General features: G+C 39.5%; 21 protein-coding genes. 10 read left to right on the top strand and 11 right to left on the bottom strand.

Annotated features, from left to right (window positions below; translation table 11 throughout):
• Positions 1 to 687: 687 nt before the first annotated feature.
• The 5 genes from ACH2AZ_RS05160 to ACH2AZ_RS05140 all read right to left on the bottom strand — a co-directional run bounded on the left by ACH2AZ_RS05160 (position 688) and on the right by ACH2AZ_RS05140 (position 7,342).
• Positions 688 to 1,542 (bottom strand): ABC transporter permease, encoded by an 855-nt coding sequence (locus ACH2AZ_RS05160; RefSeq protein WP_394906949.1) that lies wholly within the window; start codon positions 1,540 to 1,542, stop codon positions 688 to 690.
• Positions 1,539 to 2,522, bottom strand: a complete 984-nt coding sequence (locus tag ACH2AZ_RS05155; RefSeq protein WP_394907040.1) for an SDR family oxidoreductase — start codon at positions 2,520 to 2,522, stop codon at positions 1,539 to 1,541. Before ACH2AZ_RS05155 ends, ACH2AZ_RS05160 begins: the two co-directional genes overlap by 4 nt.
• Positions 2,523 to 2,800: 278 nt before the next feature.
• Positions 2,801 to 4,087 (bottom strand): nucleotide sugar dehydrogenase, encoded by a 1,287-nt coding sequence (locus ACH2AZ_RS05150; protein ID WP_394906948.1) that lies wholly within the window; start codon positions 4,085 to 4,087, stop codon positions 2,801 to 2,803.
• Between the two features lie 12 nt (positions 4,088 to 4,099).
• Complete coding sequence (locus tag ACH2AZ_RS05145) at positions 4,100 to 6,550, bottom strand: GumC family protein (protein ID WP_394906947.1); 2,451 nt, start codon at positions 6,548 to 6,550, stop codon at positions 4,100 to 4,102.
• On the bottom strand, positions 6,551 to 7,342 hold the full coding sequence (locus ACH2AZ_RS05140) for a polysaccharide biosynthesis/export family protein (protein ID WP_394906946.1): 792 nt from the start codon (positions 7,340 to 7,342) through the stop codon (positions 6,551 to 6,553).
• 112 nt (positions 7,343 to 7,454) lie between these two features.
• On the opposite strand from ACH2AZ_RS05140, the gene ACH2AZ_RS05135 reads away from it, so the two are divergent.
• From ACH2AZ_RS05135 to ACH2AZ_RS05100, 8 genes are all read left to right on the top strand, one after another.
• Complete coding sequence (locus tag ACH2AZ_RS05135) at positions 7,455 to 9,314, top strand: ABC-F family ATP-binding cassette domain-containing protein (RefSeq protein ID WP_394906945.1); 1,860 nt, start codon at positions 7,455 to 7,457, stop codon at positions 9,312 to 9,314.
• Positions 9,315 to 9,350: 36 nt separating this feature from the next.
• Positions 9,351 to 10,121 carry an O-methyltransferase gene (locus tag ACH2AZ_RS05130; protein WP_394906944.1) on the top strand — a complete coding sequence of 257 codons (771 nt, stop codon included), beginning with the start codon at positions 9,351 to 9,353 and terminating at the stop codon, positions 10,119 to 10,121.
• Between the two features lie 43 nt (positions 10,122 to 10,164).
• Entirely contained in the window at positions 10,165 to 10,869 is a 705-nt protein-coding gene (locus ACH2AZ_RS05125) for an ABC transporter ATP-binding protein (protein WP_379048433.1), read from the top strand.
• On the top strand, positions 10,859 to 11,044 hold the full coding sequence (locus ACH2AZ_RS05120; RefSeq protein ID WP_379048435.1) for a hypothetical protein: 186 nt from the start codon (positions 10,859 to 10,861) through the stop codon (positions 11,042 to 11,044). Before ACH2AZ_RS05125 ends, ACH2AZ_RS05120 begins: the two co-directional genes overlap by 11 nt.
• Positions 11,045 to 11,195: 151 nt before the next feature.
• Positions 11,196 to 11,774 (top strand): cob(I)yrinic acid a,c-diamide adenosyltransferase, encoded by a 579-nt coding sequence (locus ACH2AZ_RS05115; protein ID WP_394906943.1) that lies wholly within the window; start codon positions 11,196 to 11,198, stop codon positions 11,772 to 11,774.
• Between the two features lie 124 nt (positions 11,775 to 11,898).
• Positions 11,899 to 12,120, top strand: coding sequence for a DUF2795 domain-containing protein (locus ACH2AZ_RS05110; protein ID WP_006989959.1), 222 nt, complete (start codon positions 11,899 to 11,901; stop codon positions 12,118 to 12,120).
• 85 nt (positions 12,121 to 12,205) lie between these two features.
• On the top strand, positions 12,206 to 15,565 hold the full coding sequence (gene secA / locus ACH2AZ_RS05105; protein WP_394906942.1) for a preprotein translocase subunit SecA: 3,360 nt from the start codon (positions 12,206 to 12,208) through the stop codon (positions 15,563 to 15,565).
• Between the two features lie 120 nt (positions 15,566 to 15,685).
• Positions 15,686 to 16,162: a DUF4199 domain-containing protein gene (locus ACH2AZ_RS05100; RefSeq protein ID WP_394906941.1), complete on the top strand. Its 477-nt coding sequence runs from the start codon at positions 15,686 to 15,688 to the stop codon at positions 16,160 to 16,162.
• A 1-nt stretch (position 16,163) separates the two neighbouring features.
• Here the strand turns inward: ACH2AZ_RS05100 and ACH2AZ_RS05095 are convergent, their stop codons facing one another.
• From ACH2AZ_RS05095 to ACH2AZ_RS05080, 4 genes are read right to left on the bottom strand one after another with little or no spacing between them, the layout of a single operon-like run.
• Complete coding sequence (locus ACH2AZ_RS05095) at positions 16,164 to 16,856, bottom strand: peptidoglycan DD-metalloendopeptidase family protein (RefSeq protein WP_394906940.1); 693 nt, start codon at positions 16,854 to 16,856, stop codon at positions 16,164 to 16,166.
• 60 nt (positions 16,857 to 16,916) lie between these two features.
• Positions 16,917 to 18,341, bottom strand: a complete 1,425-nt coding sequence (locus tag ACH2AZ_RS05090; RefSeq protein WP_394906939.1) for a hypothetical protein — start codon at positions 18,339 to 18,341, stop codon at positions 16,917 to 16,919.
• Between the two features lies 1 nt (position 18,342).
• Entirely contained in the window at positions 18,343 to 18,945 is a 603-nt protein-coding gene (locus ACH2AZ_RS05085; RefSeq protein WP_394906938.1) for a hypothetical protein, read from the bottom strand.
• Positions 18,929 to 19,474, bottom strand: coding sequence for an RNA polymerase sigma factor (locus ACH2AZ_RS05080; RefSeq protein ID WP_394906937.1), 546 nt, complete (start codon positions 19,472 to 19,474; stop codon positions 18,929 to 18,931). Before ACH2AZ_RS05080 ends, ACH2AZ_RS05085 begins: the two co-directional genes overlap by 17 nt.
• A 96-nt stretch (positions 19,475 to 19,570) precedes the next feature.
• Here ACH2AZ_RS05080 and ACH2AZ_RS05075 point away from each other — a divergent pair, with 96 nt between their 5' ends.
• Positions 19,571 to 20,131, top strand: coding sequence for a DUF2911 domain-containing protein (locus tag ACH2AZ_RS05075; protein ID WP_394906936.1), 561 nt, complete (start codon positions 19,571 to 19,573; stop codon positions 20,129 to 20,131).
• Between the two features lie 44 nt (positions 20,132 to 20,175).
• Here the strand turns inward: ACH2AZ_RS05075 and ACH2AZ_RS05070 are convergent, their stop codons facing one another.
• Positions 20,176 to 20,601, bottom strand: coding sequence for an organic hydroperoxide resistance protein (locus tag ACH2AZ_RS05070; protein WP_147861306.1), 426 nt, complete (start codon positions 20,599 to 20,601; stop codon positions 20,176 to 20,178).
• 100 nt (positions 20,602 to 20,701) lie between these two features.
• Here ACH2AZ_RS05070 and meaB point away from each other — a divergent pair, with 100 nt between their 5' ends.
• Positions 20,702 to 21,793 (top strand): methylmalonyl Co-A mutase-associated GTPase MeaB, encoded by a 1,092-nt coding sequence (gene meaB, locus ACH2AZ_RS05065; RefSeq protein ID WP_394906935.1) that lies wholly within the window; start codon positions 20,702 to 20,704, stop codon positions 21,791 to 21,793.
• On the opposite strand, the gene ACH2AZ_RS05060 is transcribed toward meaB, so the two are convergent.
• On the bottom strand, positions 21,790 to 22,365 hold the full coding sequence (locus tag ACH2AZ_RS05060; RefSeq protein WP_379048455.1) for a phosphatase PAP2 family protein: 576 nt from the start codon (positions 22,363 to 22,365) through the stop codon (positions 21,790 to 21,792). The two genes, meaB and ACH2AZ_RS05060, sit on opposite strands and share 4 nt — an antisense overlap.
• Between the last annotated feature and the right edge of the window lies 1 nt (position 22,366).

Genomic DNA, 22,366 nt, shown 5'->3' with positions numbered 1-22,366 from the left:
GGAAAAAAGTAGAGGATTAAGAAATGAGTATTTTTAGTTTTCGATTAGCAGTAAATAATAATGGAAACTATAAAAGTATTCACTACTTTTCGACTTGTTCTCGATACTTCGCATTTTTGTTCTATCGCCCAAAAATCCGAAACTCGAACTGACAAGGCGTGATTTAAAATACTAGTACTTAGTGCGACCATTTGGGAGTCCCGAGCATTCGGGAAAGCCTTGGAGCCAATTTAGCAAAATACAAGTGGTTTTCAGCTTGTCTGAAAAATACCTCAGAAAAAGTGTACTTTTTACCGACACTTCGGTAACCTGCCCCGAATCTTCGGGGTTTCGTTTTCTCCTGTATCCGACGAGCGCAGCGAGAGGAATACACCGTAAAGAAAATGAAAATTAGAACATAGCAAGATTGATGAATTGTAAGAAAGTAAGTTATGAAAATATAAATAAACTCGCTACTTTTCGACTGTGTCTCGATACTTCGTATTTTTGGTTAACCACCAAAAATGCGAAACTCGACATGACAAGGTAGGTATTAAACTACTACCTACTTGGCACGACCTTAAGGGAGTCCCGAGAATTCGGGGCTTCGATACACGGGTGTTTGCCTATCGCCAAAAACCCGCACTCAGTGTAACAAGGTGGGTTTACTAACTGTATCTTCAAATGATTTAGCTTAAAACCAATCGGTTAAACCGTATCGATAAAATTCTTCTCGGTTCGGTTAAAGATGATGAGACCGATAAAAAATATAAGCACCGAAAAAACCAAAGCATATAGCAATCCGCCCCAGCTAAATTCGCCAAAATCAAGACTGATAAAACGGAATCCTTCGATGATTTGTGTAATGGGGTTGTACTCAAATGCCCAGCTTAGCTCTGGTAATTTCTCTTTGGCTTTGGCCAACGGAAAAGGTACGGCCGAAACGTACATCAGTAAAGAGGTGGCAAAGCCAACCAATACTGTTAAATCGCGGTACTTAGTGGTAAAGGCCGAAATGGTCATTCCCAAACCGAGCCCCATCAACGCCATCATCATGACATACACCGGAAACAGCAGCAGATAAATATTGGGGGCAATCGATTTTCCCGTGAGTACAAAATACAGGTAAAAACCTATGAAAATACCCAGCTGTATCCCAAATTTCAATAAATTAGAAATGGTAATACTCAAAGGCATAATGGCCCGTGGGAAGTATACCTTACCAAAAATCGCTGCATTACCACGAAAAATATTGGAAGTTCCTGTGAGGCAATCTTTAAAATAATTCCACGCCGTAATTCCCGCTAGGTTAAATAAAAATGAGGGGATGGCTCCAGTAGTTACGCCCGCCACATTGTTAAAAATAAGGGTTAAAATTACCGAGGTAAAAAGCGGCTGTATGATATACCATAAAGGCCCTAAGATGGTTTGTTTATAAAGCGTTACAATATCTCGTTTTACAAACAAAACGAGCAAATCGCGGTAGCGCCAAATCTCCCGAATATTAAGATCGATGAGTTTTTTACGCGGACTTATTTCATACAACCAGTTTTCTTGTTTCATGCCTTTATAAACTTTTCCCAAGTAATGGCCAAACCTTCATCTACACGCACTTTAGGACTATATCCCATTTGGGTTTTAGCTTTGGTAATATCGGCTAAACTGTCGCGCACATCTCCTTTTCTTGGCGCACCGTATTGAGCTTCCACCTTTTTCCCAGAAGTATCCTTTAAACTCTCCCATAACTTATTTAGGCTAATACGTTCGCCTACCGCTACATTATATACCTCATTGGCCGCCTCATCGGGCGCAAACATGGCTTTGATATTGGCTTGCACCGCATTGGCTACAAAAGTAAAATCTCGGGTTTGTTCTCCATCGCCATTGATGGTGGGCGCTTTTTCTTCTTTTAAGGCTTGCATAAATAGGGGGATCACTGCTGCATAAGCGCCATTCGGACTCTGTTTGGGTCCGAAGACATTAAAATAACGCAATCCTATAAGTTGAGTGCCATAAGTTTTAGCAAACACATCGGCATACAATTCATTTACATATTTGGTTACCGCATAAGGCGATAAGGGTTTCCCGATAGTAGCCTCTACTTTGGGTAAAGCTTTAGAGTCACCATAAGTTGAACTCGAGGCGGCATATACCAATCGCTTTACGGAAGTACTTTCTTTTTGAGCGACCAACATATTAAGAAAACCACTTACATTCACCTCATTTGAAGTCACCGGGTCATCTATTGAACGCGGAACCGAGCCTAAAGCTGCTTGGTGACTCACATAGTCTATACCTTGCATGGCTTTTTGACAGGTAGCTAAATCTCTGATATCACCTTCGATAAATTCAAAGTTAGGCAAATCTTCAAATTCCCGAATATTGGCATAATAACCATTAGAAAGGTTATCTAAAACCCGAACTTTTTTAGCTCCGTGGGTGAGTAGGTATTCCACTAAATTAGAACCTATAAAACCTGCTCCTCCTGTGACTAAAAATGAATACTCTCCTAAATCTCCTTTATGAAAGGCTTCTGAATACATCATGTGTGCTGCGCGTTTGTCTTTGCTTGCAAATATAGTTTTTTCTGTTTAATGCTCAGAGATGCAATGTCTTTTCTTTGCTCCTTAACTTTGCCAAAACTATTGCTTTGCTGTGGCAATTTAATAATAATACTGCTACTCACCTATGCAGGTATTTTACACTATGCTTTACGGAATAAACCCAACAAAAATCCCCCTTAAAGGGGGAATTGTTGACCAATTAGGCATATTAATTTTTCTTTTTCATTTGTACTTTAACCCGATAAGCATGCGTGAATTTATAAGCGCGCATCGATATGATCAAGGGGTAAGCAAGACTTTACATCAAAAACCACGGTTTCTGGCTTTTTAAGTCGGTTTAAATCCATTGTTAAAAACTCGTTATGACTCACACACAATACTATGGTATCGTATTTTTTATCGAGCTTATCGCAATCACCAATGAGATTAATACCAAAAATACTTTGCACCTCATCGGGGTTTGCCCAAGGGTCGCAGACGTCAACATTTAAGTTGTATGTTTTTAATTCTTCAATCACATCAATGGCCTTGGTATTGCGCACATCGGGACAATTTTCTTTAAAAGTAATTCCTAAAACCAAAGCGTTTCCGCCTTTGATCTGGGCTTCTTTTTTCACCATTAGTTTTATCACTTCTTGGGCCACATAGCGTCCCATCCCATCATTCATACGCCTTCCCGCCAAAATAATTTCAGGATTATAACCGGCTTCTTGAGCGCGTTGTGCCAAATAATAAGGGTCTACTCCAATGCAGTGCCCGCCTACTAAACCGGGAGTGAATTTGATAAAATTCCATTTTGTAGCGGCAGCTTCTAAAACCGCATCGGTATCGATATCGAGTAGTCTAAAGATTTTACTCAATTCGTTTACAAAGGCAATATTGATATCGCGCTGCGAATTTTCGATCACCTTTGCCGCTTCGGCCACTTTAATACTTGGCGCCAGATGCGTGCCAGCGGTGATTACCGAAGCATACAATTGATCGATGCTTTGGGCAATCGCTGGTGTAGAACCCGAGGTCACCTTTAGAATTTGGGTTACCGTATGCTTTTTATCGCCCGGATTGATACGCTCGGGAGAATAGCCCGCATAAAAATCTTTATTGAACTTCAGCCCGGATACTTGCTCTAAAATCGGTACACAAACCTCTTCGGTTACCCCTGGGTAAACGGTAGATTCGTAAATCACCACATCGTCTTTTTTAAGGTATTTGCCTATGGTTTCACTGGCTTTTTCTAAAGGAGTGAGTACCGGGCGGTGGTTTTTATCGGTAGGCGTAGGTACCGTAACAATATACACTTGGGCGTCGTGCAAATCATCGGCTTGCGCACTAAGGCTAAGCCCCTTATCACCCGACAGGTGGAGCACCTCTTGCAGCAACTCATCACTTACTTCTAGGGTGTGGTCGTGACCGCCTTGCAGCTCATTTACACGTTGGGTATTGATATCAAACCCCAGTACCTTATATTTTTGAGCAAAGGCAACCGCTAAGGGTAAACCTACATATCCTAAGCCTATAATGGCAATTTTTGGAGAATTATTCATAGTGCAATAATCTTATTTCTTGTTTTTAAATAATCGGCGGTACCAGCTTCGTTTGATTTCGGGTTCGTGGTAACCGTTGCCATAGTTGCCATAACTGTATCCATAACCATAGCCGTAGCCATAACCATAGCCGTATTTGGCTTTTTGCTGGAAGTAATTCAGTACAAAACTGATGTTCTTAACCTCACCCGATTTGTATTTTTCGTTGATTACGTTCAACATCCCCTTACGGGTATAATTTTGACGTACAATATATAAATTGGCATCTGAGAATTTAGTCAGATTCAAAGCATCCGAGACCAAACCGATAGGTGGCGTATCCAGTATAATGTAATCGTAACGCTTTTCGAGTTGTCGAATCAGGTCTTCCATCTCTTCTTTCATCAATAACTCAGAGGGGTTAGGCGGTACCGCACCCGAGGTAATCACATCTAAATTATCATAGCGTGTTTGTTGTATAATATCATCGATACCATCTTGGTTGATTAAATAATTGACCACCCCTTTATCGTTATTGATTTCGAAATCGTCAAAAATTTTAGGCTTACGTAAATCCAATCCCATCAATAAGGTTTTCTTTCCGCTTATAGCAAATACCGAGGCCAAGTTCATAGATATAAAAGTTTTACCCTCTCCCGAAATCGAGGAGGTCACCAGAACGGTTTTACAACCTTTTAATTGTCTTTGGCGATAGATAAATTGAAGACTGGTTCGCAATCCGCGAAAGCTCTCTGCTATAGCCGATTTAGATTTGTGGTAAACCACCAAATTGGAAGATAAACGACTTTTGCCCACCATACCCAAAATAGAAATAGGCGATAGTTTTTCAACATCTTTAACGCTGTTCACCTTGTTATCTAAGAAAACAAGAATAAAAACAAACACCAGCGGTATGGCACTACCCAATAAAATGGCCATCACATAATTAAGCTGAGTATTGGGTCCTATTTTACCTCCTCCTACATCTTTTGCCTCATCGATTACCTGCACGTCGCTCACATTAGCGGCTTTTACTAAGCCGGCCTCGTTGCGTTTGTTTAAAAACAGGTTATAGGTTTGCTCGCTTATGGTGTAGCGGCGTTGAATATTTAAAAGGTCTTGCTCGTCTTGCGGCAGTTGGCGCACTTTAGCTTCGAGCTGATTGATGTTACGCTTTACGGAATTGATCTCGTCTTGCAACAAGCCGGTTGAACTGGCGATATTCTCTAGCAATACCTCTTTGGTAGCATTGATTTGCCTATCGATATCTTTAAACTTGGGGTTATTGGCTTTGGCGCCGTATTCATAGGCGCTGCGCTGCTCAGACAATTGCACGATGCGCCCCACTCCGCTTGAAATGCTTGGCTCTTCGATACCCGAAACACTAGGTGCAGGTACATTAGAATAATCGGTACGCGACTGCAAATAGTCTTTTAAAGTATTAAAATAGTTAAGCTTGCGGCTTAATTCTTGCTCTTGCTCATCGAGCACGGTGAGGCGGTCTCTAAGCTGCTGCGCTTCGCCAGTGATGTCTATAATCGAATTGTTCTTTCTAAAATCATTGAGTTCGTCTTCTACCCCACGTAATTCTTCGGCACGTTTTTGCAAACTGCTATCGATAAACCGAATGGTTTTGGTCGCAAAAAGGTTTTTTCTATCCAGCATATTACGGCTTAGTACGGCAGCGGTGGTATTGAGGTAATCTACAATTTTAGCTTTATTGTTTCCGCGTAAAGCGAGACTCAATACCGAAGAACCTTTTTCTTCTGGTCGAATTTGAATGTTCTGGTAGTTTTTAACCACCTGATTAAAATTATGTAACTCGATATAATAAGGCTTACCTATTGTTAAGGGCATATCATTAGGCAAGAGTCGGCCTTTTAAAAAAGGCAGTTCGATGGGCTGCTTAAGTTGGTATTGTTTTTTAAAAGCTCCTGCGGGAAGCTCTACTTGTCCCAATTTCTTATCGCTATACCGCATAGCCGAAGCCTGAGCGGCTTCTTCTAAATTATAGGAGAGCTCAAAATGCCTTTCGTCTTTAAAGACAATTTTTAGCGGGGTGTACAGCACTTGGAATGCGCTGGTGTCCACTTCAAATTGAAAAGGCACCGAACCGTAGGCATCGATGAGCTGGTATTTACCTTCTTGCAGGTAATTGACATAATAGTTTAACTCCTCGACCACCTGCTCGTTATGCGAGCGTGTTTTTAAGGTGGTTACGGCGGTACTTACTTTATCGGAGGTTCCGCCCCAATTAAAGGTGAGGCTGGTGTTGGAGGTAAAAAACGGATTTTGATCGTCTTTGATGCTGATAAGCGAACTCAGTTGATAAACCGGTAATTTGCGTACGTTTATGTAGTAGGCAATTCCCAAACCCACAGCAATACTAATGGCAAAAATATACCAATAGCTAAAGACTTTAAAGACAAAGCCTTTAAAGTCAAAATTTTGTTCTTGTTCTTGTAGGGCAAATTCTTCTTCCATCTATAAACGCGTTGACAATAAAATGATCGAAGTAAACAAAGTAACCACAGAAGCTATGGCGCTAAAGGTTTCTAAACCGTTGGCCCCAAAGCCTAGACTCTTTTGCGGCAGCGGTTTTACAATAATCAAATCGTTGGGTTGTATATAGTAATAAGGAGAATGAATAGCATCGAGATTGGTAAGGTCGATGCGGTGTACCTTTTGGCCTTCGGGGTATTGACGTAAAATTACCACATCGGTACGGTCTCCCGTAACTTCGATATCGCCTGCATTGGCAATGGCCTCCATAATGGTAACTTGATCTTTGTAAATAACCTGGCTACCCGAACCAATCTCACCAATGGTTGTATAACGCACCCCAGCTAATTTTACGGTTACAAAAATATTGGCCTCCTCTTTAAAATAATCGGCTAGCAAGCGTTTCTCAATTTTCTCTCGAATCTCGGCCAATGTATAGCCGAGTACATTTACTTCACCTAAAGTAGGAACGCGAATATTCCCGTGATCATCTACACGAAAACCATCGTAATACAAACGCTCTTCGCCCGTGGCCGAAATCTCGCTATCATTAATGGGGTTAAACATCGCCACCAATTCTTGATCGAGTGCCTTGATACGGATACTCAACAAATCATTGGTTTGCACGCGATAAGGCGGTTGCAACTTGCGCACAGCCATCAAACTGTCTATTTGACTTTTTTCTTCTTGCAAATAGGTTAATCGTTCTGTACTGATACACGAACTCAATCCTAGTATTAGCAATATAAAGACGATTAATTGGCTGTATTTCATAGGCGTAAATTAGGCTGTATAAGCCACAAATATAAGTTTTAACAAGTAATAATAAAACCCAAAAGAAGTAAACTCAAATATTTCTCGTTTATTTGTGTAAAAATCTTACGTTTTGAATTACGCTTCTATAGAAAATATTGCTAAGGCTTTTGGCGAGCGGGTCTTGTTTACGGGACTTTCTTTTGGCATTAACCAAGGACAAAAAATAGCCTTAATCGCTAAAAATGGAACAGGAAAAACCTCTTTGCTCAATATTTTATCGCAGCAAGAACTACCCGATGAGGGACAGGTGGTTTTTAGAAAATCGATCAAAACCGCATTTTTGCCTCAAGAACCTCAACTCGACCCCAACTTGAGTGTAGAGCAAACAATTTTTAGCAGTGACAACGAGACTTTACGGATTATCGCCGCTTATGAAAAAGCATTAAAAAACCCCGAAGACACCGAAGCTTACCAAGCGGCCTTTGAAAAAATGGAGGCACAACAAGCTTGGGATTTTGAAACCGAATACAAGCAAATATTATCTCAGCTTAAATTAGACCGCTTAGACCAGCCGGTTGCTAGCCTGAGTGGAGGCCAAAAAAAACGATTGGCATTAGCGACGGTACTATTAGACCGTCCCGATTTATTGATTCTTGATGAGCCCACCAACCACCTTGATCTAGAAATGATCGAGTGGTTAGAAGATTTTTTTAAGCGCGAAAACTTCACCCTGTTTATGGTTACCCACGATCGTTATTTCTTAGAACGTGTGTGTAATGAAATCATAGAATTAGAAAACGGAAAACTCTATACCTACAAAGGCAATTACTCCTACTACCTTGATAAAAAAGAGGCACGAGTGGCGCTAGAAGAAACCAATACCGATAAAGCCAAGCAGTTGTATAAAAAAGAATTGGATTGGATGCGGCGTCAACCCAAAGCCCGTACCACCAAATCGAAATCGCGTATCGCCGATTTTAGCGACATCAAGGCTAGAGCGCATCAACGTCGTAAAGACCACCAAGTACAGCTCGAAATAAATATGGAGCGTATGGGTAATAAAATTGTCGAGTTACACAAGGTGAGTAAAAGCTATGACGATAAAGTTTTACTAGACCAGTTTAGCTACAACTTTCAGCCAGGAGAGCGTGTAGGCATCATCGGTAAAAACGGAACAGGAAAATCTACCTTTTTAAATATCGTTACCGGCGCTTTAAAGCCCGATGCGGGAAAAATCACACTAGGAGAAACTATAAAATTTGGCTATTACACCCAGAAGGGAATTGCCATAAAAGAAGGTCAAAAGGTAATCGATGTGATACGCGAGTTTGGCGATTACATTCCGCTTAAAAAAGGAAGGCAAATTTCGGCAGCGCAATTGCTGGAGCGATTTTTATTCGACCGTAAAAAGCAGTATGACTATGTAGAAAAATTAAGCGGAGGCGAGCGCAAAAGGCTTTATTTATGTACGGTACTCATACAGAATCCTAATTTCTTGATTTTAGATGAGCCTACCAATGATTTGGATATTGTAACCTTAAATGTGCTCGAAAGCTTTTTATTAGATTATCCGGGTTGCTTGATTGTAGTTTCGCACGACCGTTACTTTATGGATAAAATTGTAGATCATTTATTGGTATTTAAGGGAGGCGGAAAAATCGAAGATTTTCCCGGCAACTACTCCGATTACCGCACTTACGAGAGCAGTAGCACCCCAGAACCAACGCCAGATAAAGACTCCAGCGCCAAAGCAGCTTATGCCGAACAAAAGCAGGCTAAAAAATTATCTTACAACGATCAAAAGCTGTTTAAGCGTCTAGAAAAAGAAATCACTCAATTAGAAAAAAAGAAAGAGCAGTTGCAGCAGGCTTTTTTAACAGAATTGAGCGAAGAAGAAATCAAAGAAAAATCTATTGCACTGCAGCAGCTCGAAAAAGAATTGGAAGAAAAAACCGAACGTTGGTTTGAACTGAGTATGGAGCTGGAGTAAAGCTATCCGCTTTAAGCGGAAACAAAGAAATAGAATATGAATCACTTGTTAAAATCATATCCTAGATTTTGGTTAAAAAGCACCAATGCCCACGGGGTACACTCTCCCTTTGTGTACGATTGGGTAACCCGATGTTTATACGACAAAAAAGACTATGCGGCTTATCGGCTTATCAAGGCATACCATAAAGCTATGCGTAGTAATCACCATTCGATTGAGGTAAAAGATTTTGGTGCAGGATCACGGGTATTTTCGCCTAATAAAAAAAGAAAGATAAGTGCTATTGCTAAGCAAGCGGGTAGTACGCTTAAACGCAGTCAACTGCTTTATAGAATTTGCCGTTATTTTGATATCAAGCAAGCGGTTGAATTGGGCACTTCATTGGGTTTGGGAAGTATTGGGATGGCCGCTAATTCGGGCACGCAAGTACACAGCTTTGAAGCCTGCCAGGCCACGGCAAAATTAGCCCAAAACCAAATGCAAAAAATGCAACGCAACAATTGGCAGTTGCATTTGGGCTTATTTAAAGATACTTTAAAGCAAGTACCCGATAAAATTGATTTGGCATTTATAGATGGGCACCATGATGAGCAGGCTACTTACGCGTATTTTTGTACCTTGTTGGCGCATAAACACAACGACAGTGTATTTATTATAGACGACATTTACTGGTCGGCTGGTATGCAGCGCGCTTGGGAGCGGATTAAAAAGCATCCCGAGGTAAGGGTAAGTATAGATTGTTTTTATTGGGGCTTGGTATTTTTTAGAGCCGAGCAAGCTCGAGAAGAATTTACCATTCGCATGTAACAAAGCTGCCGTGCTAACGTCTTATAAAACAGAAAGCAGAAGTATGAATAAAGTTATTGATATTACTAAAATTACCCGAGATTTTAAACTTGGCCAAGAAACCGTACACGTTTTAAAAGGCATAGACCTGGTTATTGAAAAAGGCGAATACGTTGCAATTATGGGTCCGTCTGGTTCAGGAAAATCCACTTTAATGAATTTGTTAGGCTGTTTAGATACCCCTACCGCCGGAAAGTACATTTTAAACGGGCAAGATGTTTCGCAGCTCAGCGATGATGAGTTAGCAGAGATTAGAAATAAAGAAATCGGTTTTGTATTTCAAACCTTTAATTTGCTTCCGCGAACCACAGCTTTAGACAATGTGGCTTTACCTATGATTTATGCTGGCAAATCAAAACAAGAACGCAACGAGCGAGCGGCCGAGGTATTGCAAGACGTTGGTTTGGGCGATCGTATGGACCATAAACCCAATCAGCTTTCAGGTGGACAGCGCCAAAGAGTAGCCGTGGGACGTGCTTTGGTAAACAAGCCTTCTATTATCTTAGCCGATGAACCTACGGGAAACCTCGATTCTAAAACCTCTGTAGAAATCATGCATCTTTTTGATGCAATTCATGCCGCAGGCAATACCGTGATTTTAGTTACTCACGAAGAAGATATTGCAGCGCATGCGCATAGGGTTATTCGTCTGCGCGATGGTCTTATAGAAACCGATATCAAACAAAAGCCAAAAAGCTATGCAATTTGAGAACCTCTCTCCGCTCACACAAATCTTACTTGTTTTTGGTGGTCTAGTGGTATTATTTCTGGCCGTAATCGCTAATAACAACCGCAACAAAAGCAAGCGTAAACCCAGAAATACGCGAGCATTTAAAGAGCGTTTAAAAGCCAAAAGAGAAGAAAAGGAAAAAGAGAATGCATAAGGAATTACTATAAATGGTTTAGGCTACAAATTTGAACCGAGTCATTCGCATCCTTTAAAATTTTGGCTTCATCTCTCAATACATTTAAATTGATTATATAAAAATTCTACATTTATCTTTTTCTTTCTTACTTTGTAGGCAAAAAAAGAAAATGAAAATTTACACCAAGACAGGAGATCAAGGTACTACTGCCCTATTTGGCGGAACACGTGTACCCAAACATCATATTCGCATAGAAAGTTACGGCAGTGTAGATGAACTTAATGCCCAAATTGGTTTAATCAAAGATCAAGATATCGACCAGGATACAAAACAAGATCTATTTGCCATACAGCATCATTTATTTACGCTTGGCGCGGAATTAGCCACCGATCCGCAAAAAGCCCAGTTAAAAAACGGCAAAGAGCGTTTAGCCATCAAAAAAGTCAACGATCAAGAGATAAGCTTTTTAGAAGAACGCATCGATCAGATGAATGAGCGTCTCCCGCAGATGACGCATTTCATTTTACCAGGGGGCCATACTACCGTGTCATATTGTCATATCGCACGCTGTGTTTGCCGACGTGCCGAGCGCATGGCTGCCGCTTTAAACGAACTCGAACCTTTTGATCCGAGTATTTTAAGTTATTTGAATAGATTATCGGATTATCTTTTTGTGCTGGCACGAAAATTGACAAATGATCTAGGTGTAGACGAAATAAAGTGGATTCCAAAGAAGGATGAAAATTAAGCTTACAACCAGCTTTATTTGTGAAGCACAAGTTCTTATAAATCAAAAAAATAAAATAATAGATTTTTTTCTTGGATTATTCAATTAAAAATTTATTTTTGCAGAAATTAAACACGAGTATCAGATGTATTGGACTTTAGAATTAGCATCCTACTTAAGTGATGCCCCTTGGCCGGCAACCAAAGATGAATTGATAGATTATGCTATTAGAACGGGAGCTCCTTTAGAGGTGGTTGAAAATTTACAATCTATAGAAGATGAAGGTGATTCTTATGATTCAATAGAGGAAATTTGGCCAGATTACCCCACCGATGAAGATTACCTTTGGAACGAAGATGAATATTAAAAATCAGCAAAATAACTAGAAAAAAGTCTCCCTGTGAGGCTTTTTTTTTGCTTACATTTGACACTTATAAAAACAATTACAAGTTATGGGGTTTTTAGACTCGGTATTAAAAGTATTTATTGGCGACAAGTCTGAAAAAGACATCAAAGCCATCAAACCTATTGTAGAAAAAATCAAAGCTTTAGAAAAAGACTTTGAACAACTTAGCCTCGATCAATTAAGGCAGAAAACAAGCGATTTTAAAGCTAAAATAAAATCGGCTACCCAAAATTTAACCGAAGAAATTGCAGCTTTAAAAGAAAAAGCTAGTCAAGAAGAAGACATCAACCTCAAAGAAGATCATTACAACAAAATAGACAGCCTTGAGAAAGAAGTTTATACGGTTTCTGAGCAGGTTTTAAATGATATATTACCAGAAGCTTTTGCAACGGTTAAAGAAACCGCCAAACGCTTTTGCCATAACGAGCGTTTAGAGGTAACTGCCACCGCCTATGATCGCGAACTTTCGGCCAGCAAAGACTATGTAAGTCTAGAGGGTGAAGATAAAGCCATTTGGTTAAACCGATGGGATGCCGCCGGTAAAGAAGTGCAGTGGGATATGATTCATTACGACGTGCAGTTGATTGGTGGTATCGCCATGCACCAAGGTAAAATTGCCGAAATGCAAACGGGTGAAGGGAAAACCTTAGTGGCAACCCTACCGGTATACCTTAATGCATTAACCGGAAAGGGTGTACACTTGGTAACGGTAAACGATTACTTGGCCAAACGAGATAGCGCTTGGATGGCCCCGATTTTCCAATTCCATGGGCTTACGGTAGATTGTATCGATTATCATAAACCTAATTCTGAAGCTAGAAGAAAAGCTTATAATGCCGATATTACCTATGGTACCAACAACGAGTTTGGTTTTGACTACCTGCGTGATAATATGAGTCACTCGCCTAATGATTTAGTTCAGCGTAAGCATAACTATGCCATTGTAGATGAGGTCGATTCGGTATTGATTGATGATGCTCGAACTCCACTTATTATTTCGGGACCGGTGCCTAAAGGAGATGTGCACGAATTTGATGCGCTAAAACCTCAAATCAGTAAAATAGTTGAAGTTCAGCGCAAGTATCTAGTTGGCGTATTGGCAGAAGCCAAAAAGCTCATCGTTGCAGGAGATACCAAACAAGGTGGATTTTTATTGCTTCGCGTTTTCCGCGGATTACCTAAAAACAAAGCATTAATCAAATTTTTAAGTGAAGAAGGTATTAAGCAATTGCTGCAAAAAACCGAAAATCACTATATGCAAGACAACAACCGCGAGATGCCAAAGGTAGACGCTGAGTTGTATTTTGTGATTGAAGAAAAAAACAACCAAATTGACTTAACCGATAAGGGGGTTGAGTTTTTATCGGGTAAAGAAGATCCTAACTTTTTTGTGATGCCCGAGATTGGTATGGAAATCTCTAAAATTGAGCAAAAAAACCTACCTAAAGAAGAAGAAGCTGCTTTAAAAGAAGAACTCTTTAGAGATTATAGTGTAAAAAGCGAAAGAATTCACACCCTGCGCCAACTTTTAAAAGCCTATACGCTTTTTGAAAAAGATACCGAGTATGTGGTGATGGACAATAAGGTGAAGATCGTAGATGAGCAGACAGGGCGTATTATGGATGGACGTAGATATAGCGACGGGTTACACCAAGCTATTGAGGCCAAGGAGAATGTAAAGATTGAAGATGCCACGCAAACCTTTGCTACCGTAACCTTACAAAATTACTTTAGAATGTACGGCAAGTTATCGGGTATGACTGGTACAGCGGTAACCGAGGCGGGCGAATTCTGGGAAATTTATGAATTAGATGTTGTTGAGATACCTACCAACCGCCCTATTGCACGTAAAGATAAAGACGATTTGGTATACAAAACCAAACGCGAAAAATACAATGCAGTTATTGAGGAGGTAACCAAATTATCTCAAGCAGGACGCCCCGTACTTATAGGTACAACCTCGGTAGATATTTCAGAGCTGCTTAGCCGTATGCTTAAAATAAGAAATGTGCCGCATAATGTATTGAATGCAAAATTACACAAGAAAGAAGCAGATATTGTAGAAGAAGCGGGTAAAGCTGGAGTGGTAACCATTGCAACCAATATGGCTGGTCGTGGTACCGATATTAAACTGAGTAAAGAAGTGAAAGAAGCTGGTGGTTTGGCCATTATTGGTACCGAACGCCACGATTCGAGACGAGTAGACAGACAGTTAAGAGGTCGTGCTGGTCGTCAAGGAGATCCAGGTAGCTCACAATTCTACGTTTCTTTAGAAGATAACTTAATGCGCCTATTTGGTAGTGAACGTATTGCTAAATTAATGGACCGCATGGGGCTTGAAGAAGGTGAGGTGATACAACATGGTATGATTTCTAAATCTATAGAACGCGCCCAGAAAAAAGTAGAGGAAAACAATTTTGGTGTAAGAAAGCGCTTGTTAGAATATGATGATGTGATGAATGCGCAGCGTGAAGTAATTTACAAGCGTAGATACCACGCTCTATTCGGGGAGCGTTTACGTGTTGATTTGGCCAATATGATTTTCGATCTATCGGAATCGATTACCGAAACCAACAAAAATGCTGCTGATTTTAAAAACTTTGAATTTGAGTTGATTCGTTATTTCTCTATGGATTCTCCTGTAGATGAAAAAACTTTTGAAAAACTAAAGCCACAAGAGTTAGCGGGTAAAGTTTATAAAGCTGCTTATGCCAATTACGAAGAGCGTATGCGGGCTAATGCAGAAAGAGCTTATCCTGTAATAAAACAAATTTTTGAAACCCAAGGTGATCGTTTTGAGCGTATTGGAGTACCTTTCTCTGATGGTCAAAAAACCTTACAGGTTGCCACCAATTTAAAAATGGCTTATGAAACCGAAGGTAAACAATTGGTTCAAGATTTCGAGAAAAATATCACTTTGGCTATTATCGATGATGCTTGGAAAACCCATTTGCGTAAAATGGATGAATTAAAGCAAAGTGTACAACTTGCGGTTCACGAACAAAAAGACCCCTTGCTTATTTATAAATTTGAGGCGTTTGAATTGTTTAAAGCAATGCTAGACGAGGTAAATAAAGAGGTGATTTCTTTCTTGTTTAAAGGAGAAATACCTCAGCAAGAAACCAATATACAAGAAGCTCGTGAGCAAAGACCTAAAGAAAATCTAGAGACTTCTAAAGAGGAAATCCCTAATATGGATGAGCGTGCTGCTCAAAACAGAGCCGCGGGTCAACAAGCCTCACAACAACCACAAGTAACCGAAACCATTGTTCGTGAACAACCTAAAATCGGTCGCAATGACAAGGTAACTATTCGCAATGTTGCCACTGGAGAAAGCAAAACTTTAAAATACAAACAAGCGATCCCCTTATTAGAAAAAGGGCAATGGGTTTTAACTAAACACTAAAACACCATACCTTTTAAAAACAAAGCGGTCTTATACCTTAAAAGTCTTCTTTATAACTTTTTTTGATAAGACCGCTTTTTGTATTTTTACTTCATACAATAAGTCAACAGAGCAACTCGCATGAAAAATTTTAAAATAGAATTTAAATGGGCCATTTACTTTAGTATTCTAACATTATTCTGGTTAAGTATAGAAAAAGGTGTAGGGCTTCACGACCAGCATATCGATTTACATCCCATTTACACCAACTTAATCGCTATACCTTATATTTTGTTGTATTATTTGGCTTTGCGACAAAAAAGAGAATGGTTTTACAACGGCCAGATCACTTGGTCTCAAGCCGTGGTATCTGGTGCCGTCTTATCGGCAATAGTTGCGCTTCTATCCCCACTAGTACAATATATCGGAGCCACCTTTATAACTCCCGATTATTTTAAAAATGCCACCGAATACGCCATCGAGCAACGTAATATGAATCCAGATTTAGCCAAGCAATATTTTAGTATGCGCAGCTATATCATACAATCTATATTCTTTGCCTTGGCCATGGGTATTGTGACTTCTGCTTTAGTGGCGCTTTTTGTCAAGAAAAAGTAGCTTACGCGGATTTGTATTTCAAAAGTAAATTAGGGTCGGGACAATTTTTCAAGTAATAAGGCTTTTCTAAAGCCCTTGCCACGCCAGGATAATCGCCTACATAACTTTCAAGATCTAAAATTAACTGGAAATGTAGATGCGGCGCGTAATCACCATTTACCATTGCATCTCCCAAAAAACCAATAGTATCTCCTGCTTTTACAAGGTCGCCCTGTTGTAATAGCGAAAGACTGGATAAACTCAAATGACCGTATAAACTGAAGAATTGATACCCATTTATTTGATGTTCTAATAGTAGTGTTGGACCATAATTTCCGTATCCTTCATTGTTTGCTAAACTGTGCACACGACCGGCTATGGGAGCCACAACAGGTGTTTCTGCAGGTGCCCAAAAATCAACCCCCAGGTGTAAATTTCTCTTTTGTGCTTCATCTGTCAAAAAATGCATACTCCGATCATAAATTTTACGCAATTCCATATATCCGCCAAAAGCGACTTGAGCTCCTTTTATTTGCAACCATTGGGTCAAACGTTCTTGCATTTGTACAGGGTTAAACAAAACTGAAGTACTCAACAAGTTTTGATGAATTGAAAGGTCTAAAGGAATATAAGTCTGATGTGAAAAGCCTTTTATTACCGGGGTAAAACCTGTAGTAAGTGATGATAAAAAAGCTAAAGAAGGTTTATTAGACATAAAAAAAATAGTTTCACTTATAAAGCAAAACTATTTTTACACAAAAACCAAATAAAAAAACTAATTAAAAACAACTTTACTAAATTTCACATCAATATTGATTCGATTATCGGTTGTCTTATCTTTAAAGAAACCTGTAACCAATTCTGTGCCATAAGTGTTATCTCGCGTAACTTTAATACTAGAGGGTAGTTTCAAATTGCTTTTACTACCCGTATAATTGAGCTCAAAGGCCAGATTTGGCACTGCTATACTCATATCGGTATTGCTTAAATTAATGTCAAGACGATTAAAATCGGCTCCTATTTTCAAAATTTTTATCTGTCCGAAGGCACTGGTTAATCGCCCAAAACCATTCCACTCTTTTATACTTAAATCACTGGCGTTAGCTCTTAAGGCCATACTATTCACCTTACCTATTTGAGCTTTTTTTACATAGTTTAAATGCAGTTCTCCGTGTTCCCAAAAATTAATATTTATGGGAGCATAAGCTACCTCTACCCTATTGTTTTCTCCTGTTATCAAATCCGCTTTAAGCGATGCATAGGCCAATTGCACCTGAAGGTTACTAACCGGTTTTAGCAAATCTAAACTGCCATAGCGCTGACTGATTTGTAGGCTAGATTGTGAAGGAATTTTAATCTTTATAGTAGGAACGATTAAGGTTTTCTCTGCTGACTTATTTGCATTAGGACTCAGCGTAGAAACCATAAAAATTTGGGTTGTTTTCCTGCCGTCTGGATGCTCGATAACCTCTTTTTTTATGTGCGTATTAGGGGTATTTTCGGTCGTTGACCAAGCCGTAATTCGTTCATTGAACTGTGCTTCCATTTGCTGCATCTTGCGCTCTAGTTCTTGGCGCCATGTTTGATTGGTTGCATTTTTTTGCAATTCAGATTGACGTTGAAGCACTGCGGCATTTTCTTTATCTTCTAAGAAAGATAACACCAAATTTTCATAAGCCCTTAAGTATTCTTTTCCTTGCTTCTGGTAGGCGCTATAATCAAATTTGAGTTTACTGATGTTTTGAAGTGCGCTACTGGTAATATTAAGCGCATTTAACTCGGCTAGCAAATTCTGCATCAATTTCATTTCGCCTGGCTTAGGATAATCTGCTGCTGTTTCGCTGGTCAATGTTGCTTTTTGTAATTCGTAGGCGATTTGCTGTGCAGGCCGAGCAAAAGAACGCAAAAAAATACGGTCTTTATCCGCTTTAAAGCTCACTCCCCAGAGTTTTTTGATTTGTTCGATCTGTTTTTCAGACAAATCTATACCTTCAACAAAGGCTTCAATCTCGGTTCTATTTTGGTCCCAAGTTTCAATGATAACTCGGGTGTGCCTAGACTCTAAATCTAAACTCGGTTTGGCATTAACCTCTAGTTTTTCGTGTAATAATGTGGTTTTTTGGGCTACCAAAGCAGTAGTAGTCAAACCAAAAAAACTAAGGATTAACACTTTACAATAATAAATAGCTAATTTTCTCATGCTATATGCTTATTCCCGTTAACTGTTGCTGCTGCTCTTGTTTCAGGGATTTTAATTTACTTTTTAATCGTTTTAATAGATCGAGTCTTAACTCTAAGTTTTGAATAAGCGTACCTATAGAGGCCTCACTCACACCATATTCTTTAATTTCTTCATTAAGCCTTAGGTATTCGTCATCGAGTTGCTCTAATTGTAGCATAAAATCATCTATTAATTCTTTATTTTCTGAGGTAATGGTTAAAGCGGCGAGCTCTGTATGCAAGTTGGCCAGATAAAAATCTTCTATCTTTTTAAATTCTGGCGAACTTTGGCTCAACATAGTAGCTGGCACAACAGGAAGACTGCCTGGATTCACAGACTGACCTTCAACCAACTGCTCTTGATTTAATTGCGGCGAAGTGGGCCAAAACAGCACTCCGCTTACCAACACCACTATTATAACAGCAGCAATTTTATACCATAGAAAATAGTCTCTTTTCTTTTGAGATTCAGGAAACTCAGCCTCCAACCGACTTAAAAATCTATCTTTGTGCCCATCTGCCAAGGGCGGATTTGCTTTTTTCTGGGCCTCAAACTGCAACATTTCTCTAAGATCCTGTGCCATGGTAAATATGTTTTAATTGTTCTTGCAACTTTTTCTTTCCTCGATGCACAAGGGTACGCGACGAAACTTGTGTTATATTTAAAATTTGCGAAATTTCTTCGTGGTCATAACCTTCGATTAAAAAAAGCATTAATGCAAAGCGATATTTATCGGGTAATTGAGCAATACATTCTTTGACCTGCTCAACACTTATCTCGTCTGCAATACTCCAATTATCTTCTTCTTCTACCTTACCTAAGGTTTGCTCGTTAATCGCAATTAAATTTAACTTTTTAGCTTTAAGCATATCTAAGCTAGTGTTAATCACGATTCGTTTTAACCAAGCGCCAAAAGTAACTTCTCCTGTAAATTGATGCAGTTTTGAAAAGGCTTTAATAAAACCTTCTTGCATCGCCTCTTCGGCCTCGTGTTGATTTTTTAAAAATCTCAAGGCAACATAATACATGGCATCACAGTATTTGTTGTAAATCTTCAACTGTGCGCGTCTGTCTTGCTTTCGGCAGCGTTCGATTAAATCGTTTTGAAACAAAATAAAGCTTAATTAGTTTCTATTCATTTTTAAATACGATTGCCTTCTCTTGTTGTTGCAGTTTCTAAAAAATTTTTATCTTCACTTTAAAAAAATATGAAAAGAAGTATTCGCATCTTCCTTATCCTACTTATCGGAGGCATCATTGGCTTCTTTTTAATCAAAAACCAAACCAAATCACATAGTCCAGAAGAAACCATACATTATCGTACAGGAAATTTAAAAGTAGAAGTTTTTTACAACCGGCCCGCAAAACGAGGTAGGGAGATTTTTGGCGAGCTAGTACCTTTCAACCAAGTTTGGCGAACAGGGGCAAACGAGGCTACTACTTTCTGGGTTAATCAAGCCATTCAAGTAGACGGCTCGTTGTTAGATGCGGGGCGCTATAGTTTATGGACCATTCCGCAACCGGATTCTTGGAAAATTATTTTTAATAAAAAGATGTATGCTTGGGGTATTGATTTAAGTACACAAGAAGCCGCTCGAGACGAAGCTTACGATGCTTTAATCATTGAAGTACCAACCCAAAAATTACCCGAGACCGTAGAACGCTTTAGTATTCATTTTGAGAAACAAAACCACTTGCATTATATGGTTTTAAGTTGGGATCAAACCCAAGTGAGTTTTGCTTTTGATAAACTCAACAAAAAAACCTAGATGCAAGAGCACCTAGGTTTTTTTTTGAATAAATATTTATTAGATTACTCGTCTAGTAACAGATTTAAAGTCACGTCAATATTATCTCGTGTGGCACGAGAAAACGGACAAATTTCGTGTGCTTTATTCACTAATTTTTCCCCTGTTTCAACATCAACTGTTGGTAGGTAAGAATCTAAGATTACGGCCAATTGAAAGTCACCTTCATCTGTGCGCCCAATACTCACCGAAGCCGAAACGCTATAATCGCCTAAATCTATATTATCTTCCTTAGCCACAGCCTCAAGCGCACCCCCATAACAAGCCGAATAAGCACAAGCAAAAAAGTGCTCTGGGTTTACTCCATCACCATCGTCTCCGCCCATGGCTTTAGGAACACTCAAATTCATATCTATCTTACCGTCTTCGGTTTTTACGTGTCCGGCTCTACCTCCTTTTGCGGTGGCTTGTTCTGTATAAAAAGTTTTCATCTTGTTTAAAATTTAAGGTTTAATTTATGGCTTGAAGATAAAAAGCTTTTTATCCGTTTTCAAGAATGAATTCATAAATTTGTGCTAAATAAAAATGTATATGCCCACCCCCAAGAAAAACAAATCCGCTTTAAGCGAAAAGACATCACAGCACTCTCAATCTATTGGGTCAAAAAGTGCGGCACGCATAAAGGCTTTACGAAAAAAACGCATCAATGCCGCCGATTTAGCGGAGCGCATATTAGCGGGCAATAAAACGGCCTTGAGTCAAGGTATAACCCTAGTTGAAAGCAAACAACAGAAGCATTTTGAATCGGTAAAAACGATTATCAACACCTGTTTACCTGCATCGGGCAAATCTATTCGCATAGGCATTACGGGGGTGCCAGGTGTGGGTAAAAGTACTTTTATAGAGGCTTTTGGGAACTATCTTATTGAGCAACATGCTAAAAAAGTTGCCGTTTTGGCTGTAGACCCTACAAGTAGCGTCTCGCACGGAAGTATTTTGGGCGACAAAACCCGCATGGAAGAATTAGTAAAACAAGAGAATGCTTTTATTCGGCCAACGGCATCGGGAGATTCGCTTGGTGGGGTTGCTCAGAAAACACGTGAATCGGTTATTTTATGCGAAGCGGCAGGCTTTGATGTTATTTTAATCGAAACCGTGGGGGTGGGACAAAGTGAAACCTTGGTGCATAGTATGACCGACTTTTTTTTGTTGCTCAAATTGGCTGGTGCGGGTGACGAGTTACAGGGTATTAAACGTGGTATTATGGAAATGGCCGATGCTATTGTTATTAATAAAGCTGATGGCGAGAACCTAAAACCCGCACGACAAGCCCAAGCAGAATTTAAAAAAGCGCTGCATCTTTACCCAACCAAGGAAAGCACCTGGAAACCTTTGGTGAAAATTGCTAGTGGCTTGCATCAAAAAGGTATAGACCGCATATGGGAAATGCTAGAAACTTATTTTAAATTAACCAAAGGCAACGGGTATTTTGAACAATTGCGGTTAGAGCAAAACAAGCATTGGCTTTTACAAACCATACAAGACCAATTAAAAGCCGACTTTTATGCTAACCCAAAAATAAAACAAGCCTTAGCCGAAAAAATAGAGGCTCTAGAGCGACAAGAAGTTTCTCCGTTTGAAGCTGCTTTTGATTTACTCCAATTGCATAAGGAAATAAGCTAAACTTTAGCGTTTAGCTTATTTATACTGATTTGATGCAGTTTATAAAATAAAAACCCAATTATACTCCCAATGAGTATACCCGTTATAACATCTCCTGGGTAATGTTTACCTACATAAATACGGCTATAGCTGACCAACATGGCCCAAATAAATAACAAGGGAAAAGCTAGCTTATACCATTTTTTTAGAATGTTACCTAGAAAGATGGCTAAAGCTGTTGAGCTGGCTGCATGTGCAGAAAAATAACCGTACTTACCGCAATAATCCATTAAAAATCGGCCTTGAGCCATAAAATCTTCTTTACATGGTCGGGGTCTGGCAAAGGCATCTTTGAATACATTAGCCAATTGATCTGTAGCCGTTATTAAAAGCGCGATAAAAACCAGCGTAATTCCGAGTGTTTTTAAGTTATAGTTTTTATAAAGTAAATACAGCAAGTAGGCATACATGGGTATAGCAGCAAACTTATGCGTTATAAAAATCCAGAACCAATCCCAAGTAGGCGTACCTAAGTTATTCAGATACAAGAAAAGTTCTTGGTCCCATTGCAACAATTGTTCTATAGTGGGCATA

It is taken from the genome of uncultured Mesonia sp., assembly GCA_947499595.1.
In the GTDB taxonomy this organism is placed as follows: Bacteria; Bacteroidota; Bacteroidia; order Flavobacteriales; family Flavobacteriaceae; genus Mesonia; species Mesonia sediminis.
This window is presented reverse-complemented; position numbering and strand designations above follow the sequence as displayed.